Origin of the sequence: Embleya sp. NPDC127516, assembly GCF_044765325.1 — a bacterium.
Lineage (GTDB): Bacteria > Actinomycetota > Actinomycetes > Streptomycetales > Streptomycetaceae > Embleya.
On record NZ_JBIWJT010000009.1, the window covers coordinates 21918 to 47559 of the forward strand.

Annotated in this window: 26 protein-coding genes; 6 read left to right on the plus strand and 20 right to left on the minus strand. The window is 70.5% G+C overall.

All coding sequences use genetic code 11. From position 1 onward, the window contains the following. Positions 1-5: 5 nt before the first annotated feature. The 8 genes from ACIRL2_RS18630 to ACIRL2_RS18665 all read right to left on the minus strand — a co-directional run bounded on the left by ACIRL2_RS18630 (position 6) and on the right by ACIRL2_RS18665 (position 7319). On the minus strand, positions 6-1664 hold the full coding sequence (locus tag ACIRL2_RS18630; RefSeq protein ID WP_402233355.1) for a SpoIIE family protein phosphatase: 1659 nt from the start codon (positions 1662-1664) through the stop codon (positions 6-8). After that, positions 1661-3427, minus strand: a complete 1767-nt coding sequence (locus ACIRL2_RS18635; protein WP_402233357.1) for an ATP-binding protein — start codon at positions 3425-3427, stop codon at positions 1661-1663. The genes ACIRL2_RS18630 and ACIRL2_RS18635 overlap by 4 nt, the downstream gene beginning before the upstream one ends. After that, entirely contained in the window at positions 3427-4491 is a 1065-nt protein-coding gene (locus ACIRL2_RS18640) for an ATP-binding protein (RefSeq protein ID WP_395860154.1), read from the minus strand. The genes ACIRL2_RS18635 and ACIRL2_RS18640 overlap by 1 nt, the downstream gene beginning before the upstream one ends. Continuing rightward, entirely contained in the window at positions 4488-4922 is a 435-nt protein-coding gene (locus tag ACIRL2_RS18645) for an anti-sigma regulatory factor (RefSeq protein ID WP_395860156.1), read from the minus strand. The genes ACIRL2_RS18640 and ACIRL2_RS18645 overlap by 4 nt, the downstream gene beginning before the upstream one ends. Beyond that, positions 4919-5317, minus strand: coding sequence for an STAS domain-containing protein (locus ACIRL2_RS18650; RefSeq protein ID WP_395860158.1), 399 nt, complete (start codon positions 5315-5317; stop codon positions 4919-4921). Before ACIRL2_RS18650 ends, ACIRL2_RS18645 begins: the two co-directional genes overlap by 4 nt. Continuing rightward, a complete protein-coding gene (locus tag ACIRL2_RS18655; RefSeq protein ID WP_395860160.1) occupies positions 5314-6195 on the minus strand; it encodes an STAS domain-containing protein in 882 nt (293 codons plus the stop codon). The genes ACIRL2_RS18650 and ACIRL2_RS18655 overlap by 4 nt, the downstream gene beginning before the upstream one ends. Positions 6196-6738: 543 nt before the next feature. Next, positions 6739-7056, minus strand: coding sequence for a hypothetical protein (locus ACIRL2_RS18660; protein WP_395860162.1), 318 nt, complete (start codon positions 7054-7056; stop codon positions 6739-6741). Continuing rightward, positions 7044-7319, minus strand: a complete 276-nt coding sequence (locus ACIRL2_RS18665; RefSeq protein WP_395860164.1) for a hypothetical protein — start codon at positions 7317-7319, stop codon at positions 7044-7046. The genes ACIRL2_RS18660 and ACIRL2_RS18665 overlap by 13 nt, the downstream gene beginning before the upstream one ends. Before the next feature lie 288 nt (positions 7320-7607). On the opposite strand from ACIRL2_RS18665, the gene ACIRL2_RS18670 reads away from it, so the two are divergent. Further along, positions 7608-9062: a PhoX family protein gene (locus ACIRL2_RS18670; protein WP_395860166.1), complete on the plus strand. Its 1455-nt coding sequence runs from the start codon at positions 7608-7610 to the stop codon at positions 9060-9062. A 321-nt stretch (positions 9063-9383) separates the two neighbouring features. Here the strand turns inward: ACIRL2_RS18670 and ACIRL2_RS18675 are convergent, their stop codons facing one another. The 4 genes from ACIRL2_RS18675 to ACIRL2_RS18690 all read right to left on the minus strand — a co-directional run bounded on the left by ACIRL2_RS18675 (position 9384) and on the right by ACIRL2_RS18690 (position 12770). Next, positions 9384-10634 (minus strand): protein-glutamine glutaminase family protein, encoded by a 1251-nt coding sequence (locus tag ACIRL2_RS18675; protein ID WP_402233364.1) that lies wholly within the window; start codon positions 10632-10634, stop codon positions 9384-9386. 196 nt (positions 10635-10830) lie between these two features. After that, positions 10831-11157: a DUF1330 domain-containing protein gene (locus tag ACIRL2_RS18680; protein ID WP_395860170.1), complete on the minus strand. Its 327-nt coding sequence runs from the start codon at positions 11155-11157 to the stop codon at positions 10831-10833. Positions 11158-11348: 191 nt separating this feature from the next. After that, positions 11349-11690: a hypothetical protein gene (locus tag ACIRL2_RS18685; RefSeq protein WP_402233367.1), complete on the minus strand. Its 342-nt coding sequence runs from the start codon at positions 11688-11690 to the stop codon at positions 11349-11351. An 84-nt stretch (positions 11691-11774) separates the two neighbouring features. Further along, the gene (locus ACIRL2_RS18690) at positions 11775-12770 is read right to left on the minus strand and encodes an STM4015 family protein (RefSeq protein WP_402233370.1); all 996 of its coding nucleotides are present in this window, start codon (positions 12768-12770) and stop codon (positions 11775-11777) included. Between the two features lie 257 nt (positions 12771-13027). Here ACIRL2_RS18690 and ACIRL2_RS18695 point away from each other — a divergent pair, with 257 nt between their 5' ends. Then, entirely contained in the window at positions 13028-13714 is a 687-nt protein-coding gene (locus ACIRL2_RS18695) for a hypothetical protein (protein ID WP_402233373.1), read from the plus strand. A 103-nt stretch (positions 13715-13817) separates the two neighbouring features. On the opposite strand, the gene ACIRL2_RS18700 is transcribed toward ACIRL2_RS18695, so the two are convergent. Continuing rightward, positions 13818-14669 carry a LysR family transcriptional regulator gene (locus ACIRL2_RS18700; protein ID WP_402233776.1) on the minus strand — a complete coding sequence of 284 codons (852 nt, stop codon included), beginning with the start codon at positions 14667-14669 and terminating at the stop codon, positions 13818-13820. A 95-nt stretch (positions 14670-14764) separates the two neighbouring features. On the opposite strand from ACIRL2_RS18700, the gene ACIRL2_RS18705 reads away from it, so the two are divergent. Further along, positions 14765-15289 (plus strand): cupin domain-containing protein, encoded by a 525-nt coding sequence (locus tag ACIRL2_RS18705; protein ID WP_402233376.1) that lies wholly within the window; start codon positions 14765-14767, stop codon positions 15287-15289. A gap of 197 nt (positions 15290-15486) precedes the next feature. Continuing rightward, on the plus strand, positions 15487-15849 hold the full coding sequence (locus ACIRL2_RS18710; protein ID WP_402233379.1) for a DoxX family protein: 363 nt from the start codon (positions 15487-15489) through the stop codon (positions 15847-15849). A gap of 80 nt (positions 15850-15929) precedes the next feature. Here ACIRL2_RS18710 and ACIRL2_RS18715 read toward each other — a convergent pair whose 3' ends face one another. The 4 genes from ACIRL2_RS18715 to ACIRL2_RS18730 form a co-directional block, all read right to left on the minus strand. Beyond that, positions 15930-17291 carry an SMI1/KNR4 family protein gene (locus tag ACIRL2_RS18715; protein WP_402233381.1) on the minus strand — a complete coding sequence of 454 codons (1362 nt, stop codon included), beginning with the start codon at positions 17289-17291 and terminating at the stop codon, positions 15930-15932. Between the two features lie 207 nt (positions 17292-17498). Continuing rightward, complete coding sequence (locus ACIRL2_RS18720; RefSeq protein ID WP_402233383.1) at positions 17499-18518, minus strand: CU044_5270 family protein; 1020 nt, start codon at positions 18516-18518, stop codon at positions 17499-17501. After that, positions 18515-19129 (minus strand): RNA polymerase sigma factor, encoded by a 615-nt coding sequence (locus ACIRL2_RS18725; protein WP_402233778.1) that lies wholly within the window; start codon positions 19127-19129, stop codon positions 18515-18517. Before ACIRL2_RS18725 ends, ACIRL2_RS18720 begins: the two co-directional genes overlap by 4 nt. Positions 19130-19858: 729 nt before the next feature. Continuing rightward, a complete protein-coding gene (locus ACIRL2_RS18730; RefSeq protein WP_395860187.1) occupies positions 19859-20407 on the minus strand; it encodes a cysteine hydrolase family protein in 549 nt (182 codons plus the stop codon). A gap of 162 nt (positions 20408-20569) precedes the next feature. Here ACIRL2_RS18730 and ACIRL2_RS18735 point away from each other — a divergent pair, with 162 nt between their 5' ends. Then, positions 20570-20857: an elongation factor 1-alpha C-terminal domain-related protein gene (locus tag ACIRL2_RS18735; protein WP_395860951.1), complete on the plus strand. Its 288-nt coding sequence runs from the start codon at positions 20570-20572 to the stop codon at positions 20855-20857. A 250-nt stretch (positions 20858-21107) separates the two neighbouring features. On the opposite strand, the gene ACIRL2_RS18740 is transcribed toward ACIRL2_RS18735, so the two are convergent. After that, the gene (locus tag ACIRL2_RS18740; RefSeq protein WP_395860189.1) at positions 21108-21695 is read right to left on the minus strand and encodes a helix-turn-helix domain-containing protein; all 588 of its coding nucleotides are present in this window, start codon (positions 21693-21695) and stop codon (positions 21108-21110) included. Between the two features lie 144 nt (positions 21696-21839). Here ACIRL2_RS18740 and ACIRL2_RS18745 point away from each other — a divergent pair, with 144 nt between their 5' ends. Further along, a complete protein-coding gene (locus ACIRL2_RS18745) occupies positions 21840-22835 on the plus strand; it encodes an alpha/beta fold hydrolase (protein ID WP_402233387.1) in 996 nt (331 codons plus the stop codon). A gap of 263 nt (positions 22836-23098) precedes the next feature. Here ACIRL2_RS18745 and ACIRL2_RS18750 read toward each other — a convergent pair whose 3' ends face one another. Together ACIRL2_RS18750 and ACIRL2_RS18755 are read right to left on the minus strand one after the other, a co-directional pair. Next, complete coding sequence (locus ACIRL2_RS18750; protein WP_402233390.1) at positions 23099-23980, minus strand: HpcH/HpaI aldolase/citrate lyase family protein; 882 nt, start codon at positions 23978-23980, stop codon at positions 23099-23101. Positions 23981-24420: 440 nt separating this feature from the next. Further along, the gene (locus tag ACIRL2_RS18755; protein ID WP_402233392.1) at positions 24421-25566 is read right to left on the minus strand and encodes an ABC transporter substrate-binding protein; all 1146 of its coding nucleotides are present in this window, start codon (positions 25564-25566) and stop codon (positions 24421-24423) included. Between the last annotated feature and the right edge of the window lie 76 nt (positions 25567-25642).

The window sequence follows — 25642 nt, forward strand, 5'->3', positions numbered from 1 at the left end:
GGCGGCTAGCCGGTCCTGCGCAGCAACAGGAGGGCGATGTCGTCGCGTTCGTCGCCTTGAAGCGCGGACAGGAGGTGGTCGGCGAGGGCTGCCAGGTCGGTTCGGGGTGTGGTCTCCCGAACGGTCTCGGCCCGCAGCCGCTCCATGCCTTCGTCGAGGTCGCTGCCGCGCTCCTCGACGAGTCCGTCCGTGTACAGGAGCAGGGTCGCCTTCTCGGGCAGTTCGAACCGGGTGGTTCCGGGTCTGGGCAGCTCGAGGCCGAGCAGGGGGCCGCCGGCCACGAGGTAGTGCGCGTGACCGTCCTCGGTCAGTACCAGGGGTGGCAGGTGGCCGGCGTTGGCGAGGTCGATCACGCCCGTGCGGGGGTCGAACATCAGGACGCACACCGTCGCGGTCTCGTAGCGGTGGTAGCGCGTCAACATGGTGTTGAGGCGTTCCAGGATCGCGTCGGGCTCGTGTCCGTCGCTCGCGTAGGCGCGCAGGCCGTGGCGTAGTTCGCCCATGATGGTCGCCGCGTGCAGGGAGTGGCCCGCGACGTCGCCGATGGCCACGAGCAGGCGGTCCTCGATGGCGACGGCTTCGTAGAAATCGCCGCCGATCTCGGCTTCGTCGGACGCGGGACGATAGCGCACCGCGATGTCCACGAGGTCGGATACGGGGAGCACGGACGGCAGGAAGGAACGTTGCAGGTCCAGGGCCAGCGCGTGTTCCCGGGCGTAGGAGCGAAACGCCTCGACGGCGAGGGCTCCGGTGCGGGCGAGTTCGCGCAGCGCCCGCCTCTCCTCGGGGTGTCGGGCGGCGTCCGCCGGGACGGCGAGGGCGGTCGGTGGGCGGGCGGTCTTCGTTCGGCACATCGACAGGTGGACCGGGCCCGAGGCGAGGCTGTCCGGGAGTGTGCGCAACCACTCCTCGGCAGTGATCTCCACCGATGTCGAACCCGTTGCCTCACCGAGGTCCGTGAAGCGTGACAGGGCGTCGAACAGGGCGGGGGGAACGTTTGCCTGCTTCGGCTCGACGCCGTACTCGCCGATCACGGTGCGCCGGGCGCTGTCGCCCGGCCCGTCTATGTAGGAGGCCGCCGGCGCTCGGCTGATCAGGGAGGCTCCCGTCGCGATGGCGTTGCCGAGTTCCTCCAGGGTGCCGGCGGCGTTGACGAGCATGGTCGCGCGGGCGAGCTCGGACAGGACGGAGACCCGGTGTTCGGCACGGCGTCGGGCACGCGAGTAGCGCAGCGCGGCCTGGAGGGTGGCCAGCAGTACTTCGGGTTCGATCGGGTCGATGAGGTAGGCGTCCGCACCTCGATACAGGCCCTGGGCGCGGTCGCTGACAGTGATCGCGGAGGCGGAGACGTGCACGACCGGCATGGAGGCTGTGCGGACGTCGGACTTCAGGCGTTCGCACACCTCGAAACCGCTCGTGTCCGGCAGCCGCACATCGACGATGGCCACATCCACGGGATCGCCGTGGTCGGCCGCACCGAAGGCCACATCCAGCGCCTGGGCACCCGTCTCGGCTTCGAGGACACGGTGTCCGGCGCGCCGTAGCCAACTGCCGATGATGTAACGCTTGGTCTCGGTGTCGTCGACGACCAGGACGGTGGCGGGGCCGTCGTCGAGCATGGGGTCGTGCTCCGTCGCGGCGCCTGGTTCGAGGGCTCGGGTCACGTGCCGTCTCCGTCTCCGTCTCCGTCATCGGCCCGCGGCGCGGTGAGGGTGTCGGCGATTCGTTCGGCGGTCAGGTCACTCTTGGACAGGATGTTCGCGACGGCGGCCTGTGCCGGCAGTACCGACCGGTCGAGGGAGGTCACCACGACGACCGGTACCCGCGACAGCGTGTCGTGCGTCGCCAGTCGCCGCAGGACCTCGAATCCGTCCGGGTCGGGCATGTGGAGGTCGAGGAAGATCACGTCGGGCGGGTCCTCGGCGGCCAGCGCGAGTCCGCGGGTTCCGTCGGCCGCCTCGGTCAGTCGGGCGACAAGTCCCTGGGTCAAGCCGCGGAACAACTCCCGGAAGGCGGGGTCGTCGTCGATCAGGAGGGCATGTTCGGCTCGGGTCGGGGCGGTGGTGCCGTGCAGCGGAAGACGGATCACGGCGGTGGTTCCGACCTGCGGAGTGCTCTCCAGGGTCAGGGTGCCGCCGAGCAGGCGGGTGAGACTGCGGGCGTACGGCAGGCCGAGGCCGGTGCCGGCGGCCCGCGCCTGCAAGGGCCCGGGAATCTGGTAGAACTCCTCGAAGACTCGCGAGGCGTGCTCGGCGGTGATGCCGATGCCGGTGTCGCGGACGGTCAACACCAATCGGTTCGCAAGCGCGTCGTGCTCGGCGATGAGCACGACCTCGCCGCGCGGGGTGAACTTCAGGGCGTTGGACAGCAGATTGCGCAGGACACGTGTGAGGATGACCTCGTCGGTGACCACGGCGGGCGGTCGGCCGTCGGCGTCGACGCGGAACGTCACACCCGGCGCCGCCATCGGGCGCATCACGCCGTGCACGTGGGTGAGCAGTTCGACCAGGTCCACCGGGGCCAGTGAGGGCTCCATGCGACCCGACTCGGCCTTGGCGATGTCGAGCAGTTCGTTCACCAGGGTCAACAACGTGGCACCGGACGAGGCGATCAGCCGCGTCTGACGGTGTTGTTCCTCGGTGAGCGGGTCGCCGGCCGGATCCAGGAGCAGTCGGGCGAGGCCGATCACGGAGTTGACCGGGGTGCGCAGCTCGTGGCTGACGTTGGCCCAGAACCGGGTGCGGGTCTCCGCGATCTCGCGCAACTGGCGGGTCTTGTCCTCCAGTTCGGCGTACAGCGCGACCACGCCGGTATTGGTCTCCGCGAGTTCCTGGGACAGTTCCGCGTACAGCGCGAGCACGCCCTGGTTGGTCTCCTCCAGTTCGCCGTTGAGGCGCAGCAGGTCCTCCTGGCGGGCCTGGAGGTCGTCCAGCGCGCTCACCAATTCCTGGTTCTGCGAGCGCAGTTCCTCCAGCGCCCCGCGCGGACTCGCGGCGGCGACCGCAGCCCGTGCCCTCTCCACGTCACCGGGGCGGAAGTCGCCCAGGCGCTTGCGTACGACGATGCGACCGTCGAGGCGTTCGACGCGTTCCACCAGCCGTTCCGCGGCACCCGCCGTCGGCAACGGCGCGTTCGGGCTGTCGGGACTCGGCGTCTCCCAGGTGATCTCCACCACCAGCGAAGGGGCGACGCCGTCGAGTTCGACGCCGAAGTCCACAACGGCCGGACCGACGGCGTCGATGAGTTCGCGGCCGATCTCGCTGAGGGCGGTGGCCACCCGAACGCGATCCTGTCGCCCCAGGCCGACAGCCTCGGCGACATCGCGCGCGAGTTGGCGCACGACGAAGACGTCGTTGGCGTCGACGAGTGGACAGCGGATGAGCGTGGTCAACGTCGGCTGCCACTCGTACCGTGCGTCGTCCACCATCAGCCGGACCGGCGTGGTGCTCGCGCCACCACGACGCAGGCGTCGTCGGAACGGGTGCCCGCGTCCCGCAGGAGCGTCGCCGCCACCACGAGCGGGGTGTGCGACGTCAGGCCGGGGGCGTCGGGGACGCGTCCTCGGTCGGTCAGGCCGTCGGAGTGCAGGACGACCATCGCGCCGTCCGGCAGGTCGTACTCGAACACCCGCCGGGTGCGGGCGTGTTGGCCGGCGATGCCGGGCAGGGGCGTCATGCCTCTGCGGCCGAAGTCGCCGAGGATCGTGCCGGAGACGTTGCCGATGCCGCAGAAACGCACGACACCGGGTGCGAGTTGGGCGATCGAGACCGCGCCGCCTCGGGTGCCGGCCATCGCACGGTGCAGTCGATCGGCGTGCGCGTCCGGTCGCCCCGCGGGAGCGGCCACGAAGGCGTTCACCGCCACTTCCGAGGCACGCGCGGCCAGCGGACCGTGGCCCAGGCCGTCGCACAGCATGACGGTGGTCACCCCGTCGTCGACACGCACCGCGTACGCGTCGCCGCACACCGTCTCGCCGGCGATCGCCCGCGTCAGCCCGCTCACCTCGTCCAGCGGCACCCCGCGCGCCCCCTCGGCCCGAAACCGCAACGCCAGCGTGACTCCGCGACCGGGCACCGAGTACAGGTCGGCGTCGTCGGCCAGGCGCAGGATGCCGCCCAGGCCGATCCCCAGGGTTCCGCGGCTGGAGTTGCCGTCCAGGCTCGCCCACGCCACGTCGGAGATCCCGGGGCCGCTGTCGGCGGCCACCAACTCGACCGCGACGGACTCGCCCACGGATACCGACCGGAGCAGCAGCGCGCCGTCGTCGGCGTGTCTGTGCAGGTTCGTGGCGGTCTCCTGGGTGGCGATCCCGATCTCCTCGGAACGCACGGCTCCGAACCCCACTCGGAGCGCGAGCGCGACGGCGGCTCGCCGTACCGCCCCCGGCATGCTCGGCTCGCCGTGGCGGAACCAGGTCGGGTCCGTCGCGAACGCGGGCCTGAAGGACGCGGGGCCTTCGTTGCTCGTGGGTTCGCCGACGCCGGGCGTCATCGGGACCACTTGACGATCTCCACCTCGGTACCGGTCCCCACTTCGGTGTCGATCCGGAACTGGTCGACGAGGCGGCGTGAACCGCTGAGCCCCAGACCCATACCGTCACCACTGGTCCAGCCGTCCGTCAACGCCTGGTCGAGGTCGGGGATCCCGGGCCCCTCGTCGACGAAGCGCACGCGCACCCCGCGCCGCCGGCCCTCGGCCACGAGGTGCATGTGCGCTGTTCCTCCGCCGCCGTGGATGAGCGTGTTTCGGGCGATCTCACTGGCCGCCGTGACCAGTTTGGTCTGGTCGACCAGGGACAGGCCGATGCGTTGCGCCAAGTCCCGCACGGCCTGACGTGCCCGTACCACGTCGTCGTTGCCGCGGATGGGCAGGGACAGGACGTCCGAGTCCCCGCCCGCCGGGCCCGCGATCGGCGCGGTCATCCGCCGGACACGTCGAACGAGAGGTCACCGTGCCGGTCCGTCCGTCGACGGGCCAGGAGCGCCAAACCCTTCTCCAAGTCGAGCGCGGTGTGCACCCCGCCCATCGACAGCCCCAGTTCCACCAGCGTGATCGCGACCGCGGGTCGCATGCCCACCACCACGGTCTCCGCGTCGAGCATGCGCGAGACGGCCGCGATCGTGGCGAACATGCGGCCGATGAAGGAATCCACGATCTCGACGGCGGAGATGTCGATCGCCACTCCGTGCGCCCCGGTCCGCACGATGCGTTCCGAAAGGTCCTCCTGGAGCGCGAGCACGCTCTCGTCCTGCAGGTCGATCTGGATCGACACCAACAGGACGTCACCGATCTTCAGGATCGGCACACGTTCCATCACGACCTCCCCGCATGCGGCCGGGGCACCGCGATCCCGCTCCGGCGCAAGGCATGCGACAAAGCGTCCGCGAGGGTCGCCTTGGTCGTGATGTCCCCGAACTCGATACCGAGAGCGACGATGGTCTGCGCTATTTGCGGGCTGATGCCCGATATGGTGCATTCCGCGCCCATCAGGCGTGCGGCCACGATGGTCTTCAACAGGTGTTGGGCGACCTGGGTGTCGACGGCCGGAACACCGGTGATGTCGATGATCGCCTGTTCCGAACCGGTGTCCACCAGGGCCTGGAGCAGCTTCTCCATCACCACCTGGGTACGCGCGGAGTCGAGAGTGCCCACCAACGGCACCGCGACCACGCCGTCCCACAACTTCACGACCGGGGTGGACAGTTCCAACAATTGCTCGGTCTGATCGGCGATGACCTCCTCGCGCGCCCTCGAGTACGTCTCGAAGGTGTACAGGCCGAACCCGTCCAGCAGCCGCCCCAGCCGGTGCGCCGCCTGGTAGTTCGGCAGCGAGGCATCGTCCGTCGCGACGAGGTCGAAGACCACGTCCTTGAGCCCGAACACGCCGACGGCGGTCTCGGACGGCGTAAAGCCCTGCCGGGCCCGATTGCGGGACAACTCCGACAGCAGGGCCCGCAGTTCGCCGAACGACTCGCTCCCGGAGTCCTCCGGCTCGTCGTTGCGACCACCGGCCTCGAGTCCGGCGACCAGAGCCGAGAACAAGTCGCGCAACTCACCGGTCGCCTCGGTTGCGGAAACGCGTCCGCGCAGGGTTGCGACCACCTTCGCCGACCACCGCTCCGTCACGATGGCCTCGTTCGACTTCAACAACTCCAGAACCCGCAGGCGAACCCCGATGGCGCCGTCTTCCGCCACGCCGCGCTCCCATCACCGATTGATTGTCACAGGACAACAAAGACTAGGGCATCGGTCTCGCCCGCCCACAAGGCGCTCCCTCTTCCCCACCACGAATCGGGACCGGCCTCCCCCGACGGCCCACCCCACCGGTCGTGCACGAGGATTCGCGGCCCCGGCAGATCGCCGAAAGCCGGGGGACGACGTGCCCACCGCCCGGGCTTCCCTCGACGGATGACGATTGCCCCGAGAGTTGGGATACATACCTCGGGAGCCTGTCCCGCGCCGGGCGGGCGTCGGGACAGGCGGCGTGGGACGGGCCGGCGGAAACGGTGCCGGGTGCCGGAGAGGCCGGCGCGGGACGGGTGAGCGGCCAGGCGAGGGCCTGCGCCGGAGTGGCCGACGGGTTCGGTCCGTGTGCTCGCGGCGCCGGGTCCGTGTGCTCGCGGCGCCGGCGCCGGGACACAGCGCTGTCGGCTCGTGCGGGTGTGGCGAGGGCCGACCCGGCCGAGACGGTCGGAAGCCATCGAACCCGGCGGGCCGCCTCCCCGGTCCGGGGCCGACTCAGCGCCCCTTACAGGTCGGATCGTCGACGATCAGCGCGTTCGCGGGGATGATCACCTCGTCCTCCCCGATCGACACGGACCCCTTCGTCGTCGCGTAGGCACGCTTGCCGGGCCCGACGCACTTGGTCGCGAGATTCCCGAAACCGTCGGGGAAGTTGAACACCTCCGCGGGGCCGTCCTCACCTCGACCGTCGAGCACCGGTCCGTCGGCCTTGCCGCGCTCGTCGTAGTACCCCTGCGAACAACCGGCGACGCCGCCGAGGGCCAGACACATCGCCACGATCAGCGCACACCGCATCGCGTTCAGCCCGCGCACGTGCCGTCGGGGACGATCTGCACATTGGAGGGACCGCTCGCGTTCGTGGTCACGTAGGCGCGAAACCCGTGGCCGACGCACTTGGTCGCGAGATTCCCGAAACCGTCGGGCATGTTGAACACCTGGGCCGGAGTGTCGTCACCGCGCTGGTTCGCCACCGGGGCGTCTCCCGTGCCGCGCTTGTCGTCCTCCTCGGCGCACCCCGACAACAGCAGTACGCCGGCCACCGCGAAAGGCACGACGCCCCATCCGACTCTTCCCATGATTTCCCCCGTCCCCCGCACCGCGCGTCCGAGGGATCAACGTCGCACCCGCACGGCCGGGCCACCACAGGGACTTCCCCACACACACCCGCGCAACGACAGGTGCTCGCGCCCGAGCTTCGGCCGCGGCGGTCGGCGTCGTGGGTGGTACCGGGACTCGACACGGGGTCGGCGGCGCGACGGAAACATCCACGATGCACTGGCGACACCGGCTCTACGCGAGTAGCGTTTCGGCGTTCGGTCGCGCATCCGGCCCGCCTGACGGGCCGTCAAGGAGGTTGTACGCCTGTGGACCGTCGTCGTTTCCTCGCCCGCGGCGCTGTGATCGCGGCCGGTACCGCCGTCGTCGGCGGCCCCTTCCAGGGTCTCGTCGCGGGCGCCGCGCACGCCGCCTCGGGAACCGCCTCGAACGCCGACCGGGGACGCCCCGGCTCCGGCGGATACGGTCCGCTGGGGCCGGTCCCCGACGAACGCGACGGCGCGGTACGGCTGCACCTGCCCGAGGGCTTTCACTACCGCTCCTTCACCCCGGCCGGGTCCCCGCTCACCGACGGCGGCCCGACCCCCGGCAAGCACGACGGCATGGCCGCCTTCCGCGGGCGCCGAGGCACGACCGTCCTCGTCCGCAACCACGAAGTCAACGGGCCGGTGGGCGCGTTCGGCGACGCGGCGCACGCCTACGACCCGGCGACGGGCGGCGGTACCACCACCGTGGTGGTGGACCGGTACGGCACCGTGCAGACGTCGTACGTCAGCCTCAACGGCACCCAGATGAACTGCTCGGGCGGTCCCATGCCGTGGGGGTCGTGGCTCTCCTGCGAGGAGACCGTCAACGGCCCCGATGTCGGCAACGACTTCACCGGCGCCGACAACAAGAAGCTCACGCAAAAGCACGGCTATCTGTTCGAGGTGCCGACCGACGGCGTCTCGACACGGGTGCCGATCCGCAGCGCCGGCCGGTTCGCCCACGAGTCGGCGGCATACGACCCGATCAGCGGCGCCGTGTACCTGACCGAGGACAATTTCGGCTTCGCGTCCGGCTTCTACCGCTACCTGCCGCCCGTCAGCCCCTGGGTCGGCGACCGGTTGCGCGACGGCGGCCGACTCCAGATGCTCGCGGTGCGCGGGCGTCCCGGGATCGACCTGTCGGCGGCGCAGCGTCCCGGCGCGGCGTACGACGTGACCTGGGTCGACATCGACGACCCCGACCCCACATTCGCCCCGGGCACCACCAACGACCAGGCCATTCAGGCCGTCGGCAACCAGGGTCGGGCCCAGGGCGCGGCGCTCTTCTCGCGCCTCGAAGGCGCGTACCACCAGCGCGGCGTCGTCTATTTCGTGTCCACGCAGGGCGGCGCGACCGCGCCCGGCGAAGCGGCGCCGGACGGCTTCGGCGACGGGCGCGGCCAGGTGTGGGCGTACAACACCGTCACGCGGCGCCTTCGGCTCGTGTACGAATCGCCGTCCGCGACCAGGCTCGACCTCCCGGACAACGTCACCGTCAGCCCGCGCGGCACGCTCGTGCTGTGTGAGGACGGCGACGGGGACAACTTCCTGCGCGGCCTGACCGCGGACGGCCGCATCTTCGACCTGTCGAGGATGGAGCCGGTCACCGGCGACCCGGGCGCCGAGTTCGCGGGCGCGACCTTCGGTCCGGACGGGCACACCTTGTATGTCAACATCCAGTCGAAGCTGGGCATGAGCATCGCCATCTGGGGGCCCTGGCACCGGGGAGGCTTCTGAATCGCGAGAAGTCGAGCGGTTCGGCGGGGTTTTTGTCGGCGCGGCCCGCGACGCGGGGCGGCGGGGCGATCGGGATTGCCGCCGCCCCGCGCCCGCCCCACGAGGTGTTGCGCGGTCCTCGGGAGCGGGTCGGGTACCGGTGTTGCCCGTCTTCCCCAGCGCCCGCTCGTCGAACTCCACGACAGGGTCGTCGCGTTCGTGGGCGCCGGGGAATGACGGAAGACACCCGAACGCGAAGCCGACCGTGCGGCGTTGATGTCCGGATCTCGCGGGATGCGGTGCGGCGACGCGGTGGGTTCTCCAATCCCTGTGCTGTGGGCGTCAAGCCCGGCGGCAGGCCGCGATCTTCGCAAGGATGGTGCCGCCGATCGGGGACAACATCTCCGGATCGAGGTCGGTTGTCGTGGAGGCGGGCGCTCCCAGGAATTCCCACGGGGCGGTCTGTTCGAAGACGTCGACAGGCGGCCTCTTGCCCTTGGCCGCCACGACCCACGCGTCCGCGGCCATGGGCGTCGTCGGGCCGAGCAGCGGATCGATGACGAACGTACCCTCGGTACAGACGAGTTGCGGAGCCACGTGGTGCTTCCAGTTGTACGGCGGGTGCATGGTGCCGCCGGGCGCCACCACCCACCGCTTGCTCAGGTGCAACCGGGTCCAGTGCGGGTGCGTGCTCTCGATCCATTCACAGACGGCGTGCGCGAGGAACTCGCAACCGTCTTGCGACTGGCCCTTGGGCACGATCAACGCATCGGTGAGTTGCGTCCATACGCCGATCAGTTCGGCCACACTCGGAGGCGGCTCGGCCGGCGACGCCAGATCGGCCTCCCGTTGATCACACATCACGATCAACTCGGGAACCAGATCGGCCTGTGTCGCGAGCCACGACCGAACCCGTCCGACACACCCGACACTCCTGGCCAAGGACAGGTTGGCGCACAGGCCGAGCGCGGACTGACGAAATATCAGGGCTCCCATATCCGGGGTCAGTCCGCCGAGGTTGTCATAGCGTTCCTCGATGGCGGCGGTGATCCGGTCGAGGGGCATGCCGGCGATCGAGGTTCGGCTCAGCTCTTCGAACTGCGCCGGCCCCTGCTCCTCATCGGATTCCTGGTCGACCCCGGTCCGTGTACCGGGGACCATCGACACCTTCGGCTCGGCCACGGCACCCGGACCACGGGGTTTGGCCGCGGCTGCGGCTTCCGCTTCGGCCTTGCGCCTCGCGCGCTCTTCCTCGGCCTTCTCGGCAGCGAGAAAGCCGGGGGCCCGTTGGAAGCGGTACGGCTGCGGCGCCGGCTGGGTTTCCGGCGTCGCGCCCGTCTGTCCGGTCTCCGGCGCGGGCGAGGTCGCCGGAGCCGCCGTGTCGGTGTGCGCCGGTGTGTCGGCCGCTGCGGTCCCCGACCCGGCCCCGGGCACGTGCGCCTGCTCGGGCACGATCACCGGTGCGTCCCCGACGGGTTCGGTGTCCGGCGCGGGATACGTGAGCTTCGCACGCTTGGTGTCGTCGTCCGGCCCCCGCTCGATCGGCTCCACGCCCTGGCTGCTCGGATTCTTGAGATCGCGATCGCGTTTCATGGATCCTCCCCTGGGAAGTCCCTCCACCCCGCAGCCCAGCCTACGGACCGAAATGCCCGCCGACGCGACAATCGCGATTTCGTGCGCGCCGCACATTCGGAACCAACTCGCTTGGAGTGCGGGACAGTTCGGAGCGGCACGGCTGCGTTCGGCCGACCCGGGTGGTGCGATGCCCCGGACATTCGACCTGCGCGAGCTACTTGCCCGCAACCATGTCCGCCGCGCGGTAGCCCGGTCCGACTCCCTCGACGATAGCCGCGCCGCCGTCCGAGTTGTTGATGCGGAAGTCGACGATCTCCTGGTAGCCGGCGGAGTGGTACCAGGCCTTGGCAGCTTCGGCGGAGGGGAACTCGATGAGGACCAACACGCCCTCGAACGAGCCGTCCATCACCTCGGGCACCTTGTTGTGCACGATGAACCGACCACCATGTGCGTCCAGGGTGGCGTCGATCTTCTCCACGTACTCGACGATCTCGGCGTTGAAGTCGACGGAGCGCAGGTGCGCGAACGCGTACGCGGTCATGAGGGCCTCCTCGGCCTTGTGTCGGCGGTGGGTTTCCTTACGGGTCGAAACGTTACGTGCCGACGGCGTACGCGGAATCTGTCACGTATAGGTATCGCTCTCGCCCGCTCCCCGCTCCGCATCGGCATGATCCGGCTCCGCCGACCGGCGCTGTGCTGCGGATCGATGCCGTGTGGCGGATCGAGACGACCTCATTCGGAGACCTCGACGTATCTCTTGCCGCCCCAGTCGTTCCGGGTGTCGGAGAGGTCCACGTCGACCCCCGCCAAGGCACTGCGCAGGCGCGATTGCGTTGCCTCGTCGAGGAAGTGGTGGCGTGCGTCGAGCCGGTCGAGGTGGGTGAGCGGCTGCCCGGCCATCAGCACCTCGGCGCCCGCGTTGCTCAACGTCCCCATGGAGAGGTCGAGTTCCTTGAGCCGCGCGACGATGGGGGCGCTCGCGAGGGCTGTTGCGATCTCGTCGGAGATCTCGCTGTCCATGAGGCCGAGGTGGTTGAGGGCGGGCAGCCCGGGATGCTCATGCCGGTTGCTCACCTGAGTAGGTCGGGCCGTGCCTGGGGGGCGCGGGGCATCGGGCTGGGAAGGGGCTGGGGAAGCGGGCCGGGGAAGCGGCGAGTACTACTCGGCCACCTCGACGTAACGTCCGGTCTCGCCGTCCGCCGATTCGTACGGTTCCTCTTCCTCGTCGAGATCGAGGCGGACCCCGGGCAGTGAGTCGCGCAGACGCTGTTGCAGGGACTCGCTGATGAAGTGGTGACGCAGATTGAGGTGTGTGAGGTGGGCGTCCGGCAGCCCGACCAGCAGTGCTGCGGCACCCTCGTCGCCCAACGTGCCCATGGACAGGTCGAGTTCGGTAAGCCGGTCGAGGATGGGAGCCACCGCGACGGCAGCCGCGATCTCGTCCTGGATCTCGCTGTTCATCAGGCCCAGCCGGGTCAGCATCGGCAGACCCTCGCCGTTCAGGATGCCGGCGAGGTCTTCGATCGTGCTGTCGCCGTAGTAGCGCTCGACACCGAGCCACATGTCCAGTGCTCGGAGGGTCGGGAAGAGCGATGCGCCGACCGCGCGGACGAACTCGGCGGGCAGCCCCGCCGACAGGAACTCCAGGACACGCAGAGCGTCGTGACCGACGGGGTCCAGGTGCAGATCCTCGCCGCCGGCGACGATGAGTGTCTCCAGCGCCGGGAACGCGGTCAGGAGGGGCGTGATGTCGCTCTGCTGAATCCAGGAGAGCTCGTTCTCCTCGGCCACGATGTCGCCCAGGCACAGGTGCCGCAGCGCCGGAAGCCGATCCGCAGCCGCGGCAAGCAGTTCGATGGGCACGGCGGCCGACTCGTTGTGGTCACCCCACAGACCGATCACGATCGCGGAGACCTCGGTGGTGTCCACGGTTTCCAGGAAGCGCGCGAAGAGATCGGGAAAGGATTCGGTGATGCTGTGGCCGCGGTAGCTGTTGCCGACGCGCAGTGCCCACGCGGCGTCCCCGGCCCGAGGCCGCGGGTCCGGCGGCGTGGAGGGCGCGCTGTTCGCCTCCGTGGTCGTGGGACGCGGGATCTCGTGCAGTTCGGCGACGGGCAGCCCGCCGAATCGTTTCCGGTGGCCGTTCAAGGTCATGGTGGTGGTTCGTTCCTTCGCGGCGTCGGGAGCGCGGTGGGTACGGTGGCACGCGTGGATCGGTCGACTCACGGACGAGTCCTGCCTACCAGAGCACACCGACGCACGCGGCGCAGGGCGGTTCGCGCTTCCTCCGACGAAGTCGTCGTGTTCATGTCCTCGTTCCGTTCGTCGCGTGATCCGAGGGATCTCCACTCCCGCGTCGGGGCTCCGTTCCCGCACCCTGAACAAGAGGGAGACCGACCGCGGGAGGTGCGATGATCAGGCACGGGCGAGGCGACGCCGGGCAGGTATTCCTCGTGGGCTTGGCCTCCGTCGGGTTGGCATCGGCGACGGTCGGCATCGCGGTTGCCGCCGCGTTCCTCAACGCCTACGGACCCGCCACGTGGTGGCGGTCGGTGTGCGTCGTGGTGTTGGCGCTCGCCTCGATGGCGATGGTTCTCGCCACCACCACCGTGGTGTGGTCGTGTCCGTCGGGCGGCGCCGTCGTCGGTGGACTCGTCGTCTTCTTCGCCATGTTCGTCACGATCCAGCATGCGTCCAACGCGGTCGGCGACACCGCGCTGGCCAAGCGCGGCGTCTCCACGACCTGCCTGGTCCTCGACGTGCGCGCCCGGACCGAGACATCCACCTCCACCGACGCCAACGGCCACACCACGACCACGACGCGCACGTACAACGACCACCGACTGAACTGCCCCGAGGGCGGTCCGACCGACATGACCACGAGCCGCGCCGCCGCGAAGAAGGGCCAGTCGCTGCGTATCCGCTACGACCCGAAGGGCCGACTGGACACCGTGCCCGAGCGTGGAGTCGCCCGACCGGGCGCTTCGCTGCGGAAGGCCGAACGGTCCTTCACCGTGGTGGTGTTCGCGGCCCTGCTCATCCCTCAGATCGGAGCCCGCCACACCCGACCACGCCGCCCCTCCCCCCACCCGCAGTAACCCGGGCACCGGCTGCGACGGATCTCGACTACCGAAACCTGACGGACGGTCGGGTACCGGTCCGCGCGCGGCCGGACCGTCGGGTGCTCGGGTGCTCGGGTGTTCAGGGGCGATACGCGGTCGTCGCGATTTCGACGAACGAGCGGATCAACGGGTTGTTGTCGCCGGCGTTCCACACCGAGACCACTCGACTCGGTGCCATGTCGGCCAGCGGAACCACGGTCAGGTTCTCGGGCAGCAGGTTCTCCGGCAGGCCGTGTCCGAGCGGAGCCAGGCCGACCGTGCTGTTCCAGAGCACGGCCTGCAGGCATTCCTGGACGACGCGCACCACCGGGCCCTCGCGCGGCTCGCCGCCGTTCCAGTACGACTGCCAGATCGGGTCGGTTCCCCGCGGGAACTGGAACCAGCGGCGGTCGGCCAGATCGGCCAGGTCCAAGTGGTCGCGGCGGGCCAGCGGATCGTCGACGCGCAATACCGCACCGACCGGATCGGCGCGCAGTTCGCGCACCGTCAGGGCGGTCTCGTCGAACGGTGCACGCGTCAGGGCGACGTCGACCAGCCCGGCGCGCAGCCCACAGGTCGGGTCGGTCAGGTCCGCGTCGCGGATGCGGATGTCGACGCCGGGGTGGCTGCGGCGGAAGGCGGCGGCCAGCCTGGTGATGCCGGGATCGGTACTGTCGCCCAGGATGCCCACGGTGATGCCGGCCAGGCCGGCCGCCGCGGCCACGCGCGCGCGGAGGAGGTCGGCTTGGTCGAGCAGCGCACGCGCCTCGTCGAGCAGTATCGCCCCCACCGGAGTGAGCGTGACGCCGCCGGGCGAGCGGACGAACAGCGCGGCACCGACCTCCGCCTCCAACTGCTTGATCGCCCGGCTCAGCGGCGGCTGGCTCATGTGCAGCCGGGCGGCGGCCCGGCCGAAGTGGAGTTCCTCGGCGACCGCCACGAAATAGCGCAGGGTACGTAGCTCCACGCTGCAACGATACCCGCGCGGTATCGGCGTGCCGGAATCGGTCTTGGACAGCGGCCGAGCCCCGGCGGTGCACTTGGAGCATGCCCGACAAGAGCACATCCGAGAGCGCACCCGATGAAGCGACAACCGGTGAATCGCCGGCCCTCCACCCCGGCGTATCGGTGGTCGGCCCCGACGACGGTGAGGTGATCGTCTTGGCCACCACGCGCATGCGAGTCCTCGAGGACGGCAGCCACACCGAGCACCGTCTCGGGGTCACCGAGTCCATCCTCGCCCCGCACACCTCCGGGCCGCCGCAACACCGCCATGCCCGGCACGACGAGGGTTTCTACATGGTCTCCGGCACGCTGCGGTTCACCATCGGGGACAGGGAGCACGACGCGACCGCGGGCACACTCGTGATGGTCCCGCGCGGAGCCCCGCACACCTTCGCCAACCGGAGCGACCAACCCGCCGTGATGCTCAGCATGTTCACCCCCGACCTCTACGTGCAGTACTTCCGAGACCTCCAGGGCATGACCACGGACGGCCGACCGCCGACACCACGGGCCGGCCTCCACACGATGAGCCGCTACGCCACCGAGCCCGCCACCGACTTCGCCTGAAGCCTGCGGCGACCGGCACCGCAGGGCTGCCCGGCGCCGCCCGGCCGCCCCGCACCCGGCGGCGTGCGGCACGACCCGGGCGCTGCCACCCCTCGGCCACCCTCGGCGTCCGGGTCACTCACACACGCCTATGGACACCTTCCGGGTCACCCCGGAACCGGCGGGTCACCCACGCTTGGTGACCCCGAACGGAGATCATGAACACCGCCTATTGGATCGTTGCCGGACTGCTCGCCTCCTTCTACCTCTACGCGGGAGGGCTCAAGGTGGTCCGCAGCCCCGATCTGCTCCGGCCGATGATGGCTTGGGTGGACCGCATACCGCTGCCCGCCGTCAGGGCGCTGGGAACGGTCGAAGTGCTGGGCGCCGTCGGCCTGCTCCTGCCGCCGGCGACCGGCGTCGCCCCCTGGCCGGCCCTGGCCGCGGCCATCGGGTTCACCCTGCTGCAGATCGGTGCGATCGCCGTCCACCTGACCGGCGAAGACCGCCGAGTCACGCTCAACATCGGGCTGATCACCGCTGGTGCGGCGACCATCTGGCTTGCCACCGCTTGGCTGTGATCGAGCAGAGCCCTCGACCGGTGGATGCGACCACCGAGAGCACGACCCGCCGGGTCCGACCGCCGGCCGGCCCGCGGCCTTCACGCCCTCCCGACCCGGCGCACGCCGGAGCCCGCACCACGAGGCATGGCCAGGATTTCGCGGCCGCGGGCCCCGGTGATCATCTCGGCCAGGACAGGTGCGGCGAACAGGGATATCGGGGCGATGTGGTCCTCGCACACCGGCCTCCACAGGCGCAGCGCCGCCCGGAGTTCGGGCCAGGCTTCGTCGCACAGGGCCGCGCGGGCCGCCCGCGCCTTCATGGGATCGGCCCATGGGTCGACTTCGGGCGCCGGGTCGCCGCTCGCGTACGCAGTGATGACGATGGGGCCCGTACGCGGCGTCGGCTCGACAGGAACCTGGAAGGCCGGGTGTGCGGCAAGGAAGTCGGCGACGGCGTGCACGGCCGCGTCGAACTCGGGGCCGCCGCCGAAGGTGAGCCGGAAGCCCGGTGCATCGGCACGGGCCTCGTAGTCGGCGATGAGCTCCCGTATCGGTTCGGGCGCGTACTCCTTGAGCCGCGGCAGGGGCCGCAGGTCGTGAGCGTGGGCGAGCCGGTCGTGCCGGACCAGCAGCGGCAGGAGTTCCGCGGCGAACAGCGGGCCGGCAAGGAGATCGTCCTTGCTCGGGCCGTACCACAGCAGGCCGGCGAGGTGCCTGCGCCAATCGCCGAGCATCGCCTCCATCTGCGTGCTCAGCACATCGGCGCGCTCGCGTCCGTACTCGCGCGCCTGGGCGAACACCGCGAACGGCCCGCTCACCGCCCCGGCGAGCGCCTCACGGCGAGCCCGCTCGACCTCCGCGTCCCAGTGGTCCCGAGTGGCACCCGGCGGCTTGCGCAGGGCGTGGAAGGACACCCACTGCCGGTGCATGAGGTCGTGGAACGATTCGTACCGCTGGGGCCCTTCGCCGGACCAGGAGGCGAGCCAGTACCCCGCCCACTCGCCGTCCCCGTCCACGTCGTCCGGGTCGAGCAGCATGATCGCGGCGTCACCATCGAGGGACAGACGCAGCGAACGCGCGAGGACCTTCGCCTCCTGGACGCCGAACGCCTCCTCGTCGTCCTCGTCTTCCGCGAGTTCTTCCCAGACGTCGATCCAGCTACGGTCGTCGGTGTCCCTCAGCCATTCCAGTTCCGCGCTGCCCGCCAGCCGGTAGATGAAGTTCCCCGCATCCCGCCACCCGTCGGTGACGAGCAGGAACTCCCGTAGCGAAGGCGGCAGTCGGCGCCCGAGTCGGGCCTCGGCCTCGGCGACCTCGGCCTCGCTCGCCGGCGCGAACCCGAGCCAGGTGTCCCTTACCACTTCCTCCGCGAGCGGCCCGTCGCGCTCCGGATCGTGCCCCGCGACCCACTCCTCGCTCCACTGGTCCAAGAACGGCCGCCAGACCGTACGTTCACCCATCGTCCCCGCCCTCGCTGTCGACCGTCCGACAGCACCCCACCACAGGGGTGCGACAACGGCCCGCGCTCTCGGCCCGGGGCCCGCACGAAGCGGGCCCCGGAACCGTTCGGCGGCGCCCGGGCCTTGCGTCACGTCACCACCGGGGATGTTCGCGTCGACCATCCGCCGCCGGCTCCGCCGGTCCTCGGGACTCGCGTCGGGTGTCGATCAGGGCAGCATGCCCGGCCTGTCGACCACCGCGGTCTCCAATACCGCCGAGGTGTCGAGCACCTGCCCCGCCTCGATGCTGTCGGTCGCCTTCGTCGCGACACGGCGCGAACCGATGTACCGCAACGTGTCCTTGTCGAAGATCAGTTCGTCGCGGACACCGGGATTGTAGGAGTCGTATCGCACGATCGCGACGCCGTGTCGATCGGCGGCGGTGACGGCGTCCGGTACGACGAGCACGCCCGGGATCCTGGCGGCGGCCCGGTAGAGCGCGGCCCCCACCCTCGGCGGCATCAGGGATTCGCGGAGCAGGTCGCTCACCAGGACGAAGGCGTCCTGGTCCGGGTTCCGGTCGTCCGCCTCCTTGTCGCCTTGGGCCCGCAGCCAGCGGTACATCGCGTCCGGGTCGGTCGGCAGGGTCGAAAGGTGCCGGTAGTTGGTGGTCGACTCGTAGCCGAGTTCGCCGGGACGCGCCTCGGCCTCGAGCGGCTCCCCGTCGGCAAGGTGCGATTGACCCGGCTCTCGGACCAGTCCCGGGCGGGAGCCGTCCACGGCCCTCCATACCTCGCGCAGGTGCAAGGGGGTCATGGTGGTGGGGATGCCTTCGCCGACCGTCGCCGAGGCGACCCGGCTGCGCACGTAGACGTACTGGTCGTCCCGAATGCCCTCCGCCGCGTGCGACTCGGCCGCGACCATCGCGATGCGGTTGAGCAGGTCGGCGGCACCACCGGTGGTGTCGCCGTTGACCCGCGGGGCGAAGGCGGACGTCGCCGGCCCGGCCCGACCGATCGTCCTGCCGGGATTGTCCGTACCGTTCACGCTGACGCCCGCGAGGACCGCGAGGGCCAGGGCACCGGCCGCCGCCGGTCCGACGATGACGGGTCGCAGCCACGGGGTGCGTCGGGAAGGACTCCCGGTCGGAGCGTGGTCGTGCCGAATCTCGCGCATCAGATGCTCCTTGATCTGCTGATGGCGACCCGGCGGAAGGTCCTTCTCGGGGAGCGACGTCGTGGCGTTCATTCGTTTCCTTCCTGAATGGGCCTGCTCGCGCATGTGTGGGCACCTCTCACCTGTCCCGAGCGGCGAAGCGGTTCCCGTTTCTCCGCCGCGGCGGCGAGTTTGCGCCGGGCGCGGGAGAGCCGCGAGCGCACCGTGCCCACCGGAATGCCCAGCGTCCGGGCCGCCGTCGCGTAGTCGCAACCCGACCACACGCACAGCGCCAACACCTCCCGTTCGGTGCGGCGCAGCGTGTCCAGCGCGAGCCGTACCGCGTCCAGCAGTTCGGTGTCGTCGATCCGGCCCACGACCTCGTCGGAGAAGTCCGGCAGGACACCGCCCGGTGGCAACCGCGACATCGCGGCAGCGTGACGTCGGGCCGCGCGCCTGATGTTCCGCACGGTGTTGGTGGCGATCCCCAGCAGCCACGGCCGCAACGATCCGCCCTCGGTGTCCAACCGGCCACGCAGCCGCCACGCCTCGAAGAAGGTCAGGGACACGACGTCCTCGGCCGTCGACCAGTCCCCCGTCAATCGGAAGGCGTGGTTGTAGACGGACCGTGCGTACTGATCGAACAACTCCGCGAAAGCGTCGTCGTCCCCGTCGCGAATACGCGCGCGCAGTTTCGTCGTCATGTCCTTGGACCTGTCCGGCGGCATCGGCGGGTTCCTGTGACCGGCGCCACACACGATGCGACGCCGCGCAGGAACCGGGCCGCCGACGCGCGCCTGCGCGGGCGTCCTTGATCGGCACTGAAGCCGGTCGGGGCCACATCGTTCGCAAACGGCGTGGTACTTCTGCGCTACGAGATCGTGAAATAGCCGGATGGTCCGCAATCACGAAATATCGGCCACCGGCGAGGCCGCCCGCCTTGAACCACCGGGCTCCTCGCCATCCGGAGCCGGGACCCCGACGCGATCAGGGCCTCACCGCCGCTCCCGCCACGCACGGCTGTCACTCCCGCCACGCACGGTGGCACGCAAACCCTGACCGACCCACGCCCACCGCCGTGGATCGCGTACAGCCGCGAACCTCGGCGCACGGTTCGCGGCACGACGGTCACGTCGGGGCCGTGCCGTACATCATGCCGCTGCTCGGCACCAAGCACGACGCGGACTTCGTGGGCTCGATGCAGCAGTCACTACGGCATCAACGTCCCCCTCAACGAGGCACTCGCCGCCGCGGGCAACACCGGCCCGGCCAAGACCCGCGCCGTCCTCTCCACCGCCGCCGCGATGGCCGAGGCCATCCGCCGGCACCGCCGCGACCACGCCTGAAGGGTGGGGAGCGCAGAATCCACCGACCTCCGTCTCCCGGCGATCCGCAGCCCGGGAGCGGAGATCACCCGGTGCGGCGTGGCGGCGCTACTTTCCGGGCCAGTCGGCGCAGGGTACGACCTCGAATCCCCGGCTCGGGAAGACCGCGTCCATGAAGAAGTCGTGTATCGCCGCGTCACCGTCGGCGCAGCCGTCGCGGAGCACGGTCACTCCGTAGCCACGGTCCGCCGCGTCGTAGCACGTCGCGGCCACCATCGCGCTGGTCGCGACTCCGGCGATCGCGAGAGTGTCGACCCCCCTCGCGCGAAGCACCAGGTCGAGATCCGTACCGGCGAACGCGCTTGCGCGGCGTTTCACCACGACGACGTCCTCGTCGACCACCGGCAGCGCGATCTCGGTTCCGGCCGATCCCTCATGGAAGGTGTCCCCGGCTTCGTGGAACGTCCTGAACAGCTCGTTGCCCGGCGGCAGATCGGCCCCATTGCCCCGAACGGCGAAGTGCACGAACACCACGAGAGCACCGCTCTCGCGGGCACGGGGAAGCAGTTCGGTGAGCGTCGGCACGACACGCCCAGCGAACGGGTATCCGCTCGTGATGCCCTGCTGGATATCGCCGATGATCAGTGCGGAGGTCACGACAGCCCCACATCCAGTCTTGTATCCAACACCCGTGGCCGGCACGACAACCGCTCCGACCGCCACGATCATACGATCACCGACAGCCGGTAGCCGAGGCCGCCCTCCCGGCGAGCCCGAGGACGACGCTCGTCGCCCCGATGCCCCGACCCGCCCCCACCCATCGCCGGCGCACGTCCCAACGCGCCTACGCCATCGGGCCTTTCCGTCGAAGCTCGTGACCGTTCCGAGGTCGCCGAACGGCGCCATCGCCTCGACGTGAACACCGGACACCGCGAACCCGATGCCATGGCCCTCGCGCTCAACGAGATCGGCCGCGTCACCCCGCGCACCACCGCCCCGCTCGTCCACGACACCTACCGCCGCAACCGCGCGACCGGCAGCTTCATCCTCGTCGACGAGGCAACCGACAACACCGTCGCCGCCGGAATCCTCCCGGACGACGCGTGAACCGACACCGACCAACGCGGCGCCGTCACCCGACGTCCGCCGGCACACCGAAACACGCAGTGCGCGGCCGGCCCCCGACGACCCGGCAGCACGGCCCGCCGGGATTCGTGCGGCGGCTTCCATTGCACGGCGGCCCACATCCTCCGGCGATCGCCACTGAGCCAACCGGCCGCAAGGGACCCGGCTGCCGCGACGCGCCGGCTTCGGGAGTTCCGCGCCACACGACCCTGCGCGAACTCGTACCCGGTTCCTAGAGGGTGCGCGGGCGCAGCCGTTCACCCTGCGGCCCGAACATGATCAGGTATTCGACCGTTCCGTCAGCGGCGGCGTTGGCGACTCCGTGGGGTGTACGGGTGTCGAACTCGACGACTTCTCCGGCGGTGAGGACGAGGTCCTGTTCGCCGAGCGCCAGCCACAACCGCCCGTACAACACGCACAGCCATTCGTAGCCTTCGTGGGATACCTGTCGTGGGCGCAGCGGCGGCTCGCCGTCGGCGGGCAGGATGTGCTTGTGGGCGTGCAGGCCCCCGACGTATGGGGTCAGCGGCAACATCGTCTTGTCCTGCCCGGGGCGCCGCGGCCCGGCACTTCGCGGTCTCTCCGCCGTGGCGGACGCGGTGCCGGCGAGTTCGTCGAGCGTGACGCCGTACGTCTTGGCCAGGCTCAGCAGCGCCTCCAGGGTCGGCTTGCGCCGTCCGTTCTCGAAGCGCGACAGCGTGCTGAGGGAGATGCCGGTTGCTCGGCTCACGTCGGTGAGCGTGGCACCGTGCCGCTCGCGAACGGTCCGCAGCCGCGGGCCCATGGCCGCCAGTGCTTCGGCTGTGCCGTCGTCCCTCATTCTCGCCTCACCCCTTCCGGTCGGGCCGTGTTCACCGCCCTGGCCTACCAGTTTGCCAGGATGGCAAGGGAAGTCGCGTCGGTCGACCGCGGCAGCGCATGATCGGTGCGTCGCCGCAGCCACCCGGGAACCCGAGGAGGGGCCATGTACCAGCCCGCACCAGCCGCAGACCTGCGCCACCGCACCATCGAGGCACCCGCCGGCCGGTTGCACCTGGTCGAACAGGGCACCGGGCCGCTGGTCCTGCTCGTCCACGGCTTCCCCGAGTCCTGGTTCTCCTGGCGGTACCAGCTCCCGGCACTCGCGGCGGCGGGATACCGGGCGGTCGCACTGGACGTACGCGGCTACGGCCGCTCCTCGAAGCCGGCCGCGACGCAGGACTACCGGATGCTCGCCCTGGTGGAGGACAACGTCGCCCTGGTGCACGCTCTGGGTGAGGACACGGCGGTGATCATCGGACACGACTGGGGCTCGAACATCGCGGCCGGGTCCGCCCTGCTCCACCCCGAGAGCTTCCGCGCGGTCGGACTGCTGAGCGTCCCCTACGCACCGCCCGGCGGCCCCCGCCCGACCGACGTGTTCACCCGGATGGGCGGGGAGGCGGAGTTCTACGTCTCCTACTTCCAAGAGCCCGGCCGCGCCGAGGCCGAGATGGAACCCGACGTCCGCGGCTGGCTCGCGGGCTTCTTCGCGGCCCTGTCCGCCGACATCATGCCGGCGCGGGGCGAACCCGACCCGCACTTCGTGAGCCGCGGCGGAGGGCTGCTGCGCGACCGCTTTCCGAGCGGTCGGCTGCCCTCCTGGCTGACCGAGGGCGACCTCGACGTGTACGCGGGAGAGTTCGAGCGCACCGGCATGACCGGGGCACTCAACCGCTATCGCAACATGGACCGCGACTGGGAGGACCTCGCCCCCTACGCCGGCGCGCCCATCAAGCAGCCGTCCCTGTTCATCGGCGGCGGCCTGGACGCCTCCACGACGTGGATGGCCGACGCGATCGACGCGTACCCGTCCACGCTGCCCGGCCTGGTCTCCTCGCACATCGTGGACGGCTGCGGCCACTGGATCCAGCAGGAACGCCCCGACGAAGTCAACCATCTCCTGACTGCCTGGCTCGACTCCCTGCCCCCGGCCGGATGACCGCTCCCTCGCCCAGGCGACCTCTCGACCCCACCGGCGACTTCCACCGCCGCGCGGTGCCCGGGGTCGAGGGCTCGACAACCTCGGGGCCCCACGGGGTCGAATCCCTGCTCCGGGAGGCGTTGTCGAAGCGGTCGAGGTCATCGCTCCACGCGGTGGCGCAGGTGCGTCACGCCGGGTGCCGGCGCTGCCCGACCGCGATCGGGATCGCCCGCGTGCCGGGCGGCCGACTGCACGCCGTGGTCGACGAGTTGCACGCACCCCTATCGGGACGCCGATCCCCCTGACGCCGCGTTTCCCGCAGCCAGGATCCGGCGGGCGTTGCGGACCACCGCCTCGTCGATCATCTTGCCGTCGTCGCCGACACAGACCGCCTGTCCTGCGGCAAGGCCGGCCTCGAAGCGGGCGACGAGTCGTCCGGCGCGCTCGACGGCCTCCGGCGAGGGAGTGAACACGTCGTGAACGACCCTCAGTTGATCGGGGTGGATGCATGCACGCGATCGGTAGCCGAGACGACGCAACCGTTCGGTGGAACGGCGCAGGGCGTCCAGGTCGCGGTAGTCGGTCGACACGGGGGCGACCGGAGGGGCGATGCCGGCAGCCGCCGAAGCGAGCACGATCCGGGACCGGATCGCGAGGAGTTCCGATTCGTCGTCACCGGGTTCGATGCCCAGGTCCGCACACAAGTCCGCCTCGCCGACCTGGAGTCGAGTCACGCGGGGCGCACGCGCGATGGCAGGTGCGGCGAGGATCGCCGCCGCGTCCTCCAGCAGCGGGGACACCTGGGTCCGGCCCGCGTCGATGCCCGTTTCGTGTTCCCGCTCGGTGAGGACGTCGTGCAGTGCGCGCAGTTCGTCGAGACCCGCGCACTTGGCCTGGACCAGACCGCGCAGGGCGGGCGCGACGACGGCACGGGCGTCGACGAGGCCCGGCGTACCGGAGTTGATGCGGACCCAGATCGCGCATTGTCCCTCGGGGTCCTGCCCGGTCAGCCACCGCGCGACCTCGGCGCGCACGGCGGACTTGGCCGAGGCGGGCACGGCGTCCTCGAGGTCGACGATGACGGCGTCCGCACCTCGGGACAGTGCCTTTTCGAGCATGGCGGGTCGGTCCCCGGGAACGTACAGCCATGAGCGGCCGGTCATCCGGTCCGCCTGTCCGCCTCGCGGTGGACTCGGCCACGCGGAGCGGGAGTCGGACCGGCGACCGGCTTCGGGGGGACGTGCTCGATGACGGTGATGATGTCTCCTCGCGGGCGCAAGGCACGGCTGTGGGCGAACTGCGCAGTCGTGCGGCGGGAGCGGGATGCTCCGCCACCCTAGGCGCGCTCGTTCCCAGGATCAAGGTTCCGTTTCGCTGCGTGTACCGATGCTCGATTCGATCGGATCGGCATCCGAGCCGACCGTGGTCGAAGGCGGCGGGAGCGAGGTGTCGGCGTCGGGTTCCCACGAGCGGCGCCGCGTGAGTCGGGGCCGCCGACGTACCGTGGGAGAACACCCGACGCCGTGGTTCCGGATCGAACGCGGCCGCCCGGGCGGGAAGGCCGCGTTCGATCCGATGCCGCCCGCGTGAGCGGCCGTCGTGCTCAGGGGCCGGTGTGGCCCACGGCCTCCGCGTAGAAGGAGCGGTCGACGAGCTTGTCCTCCGGCAACGCCGGTGCCTCGACCACCTTGCCCTCGATGTACATCTTCTGGACCCGGTCGGTCGTGCCGCCGCGGATCTCCCAGTCGACCACCTGCGCGGGCACGGACTTCAGCAGTTCGGGCTTGCTGCCCAGCGTCGTCGCCAATTCCTGGACGAACGCCGGGTCCTGCTTGTAGTCGCCCGCGAAGTACGTGTTCACGGTGCGGATCAGCGCGCGCAGGAACGCGACGCCGGCGTCCCGGTTCTTCGCCAGAAGGTTTTGCCCGTAGAGCATTCCGCCGAGCGGCTCACCGACCGGCTGACCGCCCAGGAATGTGTACTCGGGCTTGCCCTCGAAGTCCTTCCAGATCGGGTCGAGCAGCCAGGCCGCGTCGATGCCGCCGTTCTTGAACGCCTCGGGCACACCCGCGCCGTCCAGTTGCTGGAAGGAGACGTCGGTGGGCTTGGTCTTGTGCTGGGCGAGCACGCTCTCGATCGGGTACATGATCACCGACGTCTTGCCCACCAGCGTGCCGAAGCGCGCGTTCTTCAGGTCGACCGCGTCCCCGGTCTTGCCGTCCTTGACCCGGGCCCAGACCCCGGTCTTGGATTCGGGGGCCACCGAATAGTTGCCCGCGACCCACTTGATGTCGAAGCCCTGCTTGACCGCGTTGACCATGCCGGCCTCGGGCGCCGAATACAGCACGTCCACCTGGCCCTTGGCGAGCAGCGTGATCGCGTCGGTGGCCGGCATCTGCTTGAGCTCGACGTCCAGACCTTCCTTCGCGAACTCGCCCTTGGCGATCGCGGTGCGCAGCGGGCCGAGGTACTCGGCCGACAACGAGCCCGCCGTCACGGTGATCTTCGCCTTCTGCGCGAGCGGCTTGGCGGCGGGCGAACCCGCCGTGCAGCGCGCCGGCTTGCGGGTCGGGGCCAGGTCGGCCGGATCGGTCCAGGCGTGCTCGCATCCCGCGACCGCCTCGATCGGGCGCTTGGGCTGCGGGGTCTTGTCCCGGTCCGAACCGGAGTCGGCGGAACCGCCGCATCCGGCGAGCAGCGTGGTGCAGGCCAACAGTGCGGTGGTCGTCAGGAATCCGCGTCTCGCCATGATGTGCCTTTCGGGGTCGGTGCGCCGAGGTGTGGTCGGGAGGCCGCGCACGAGGCGGGCGGCCCGGCCGAGGTGG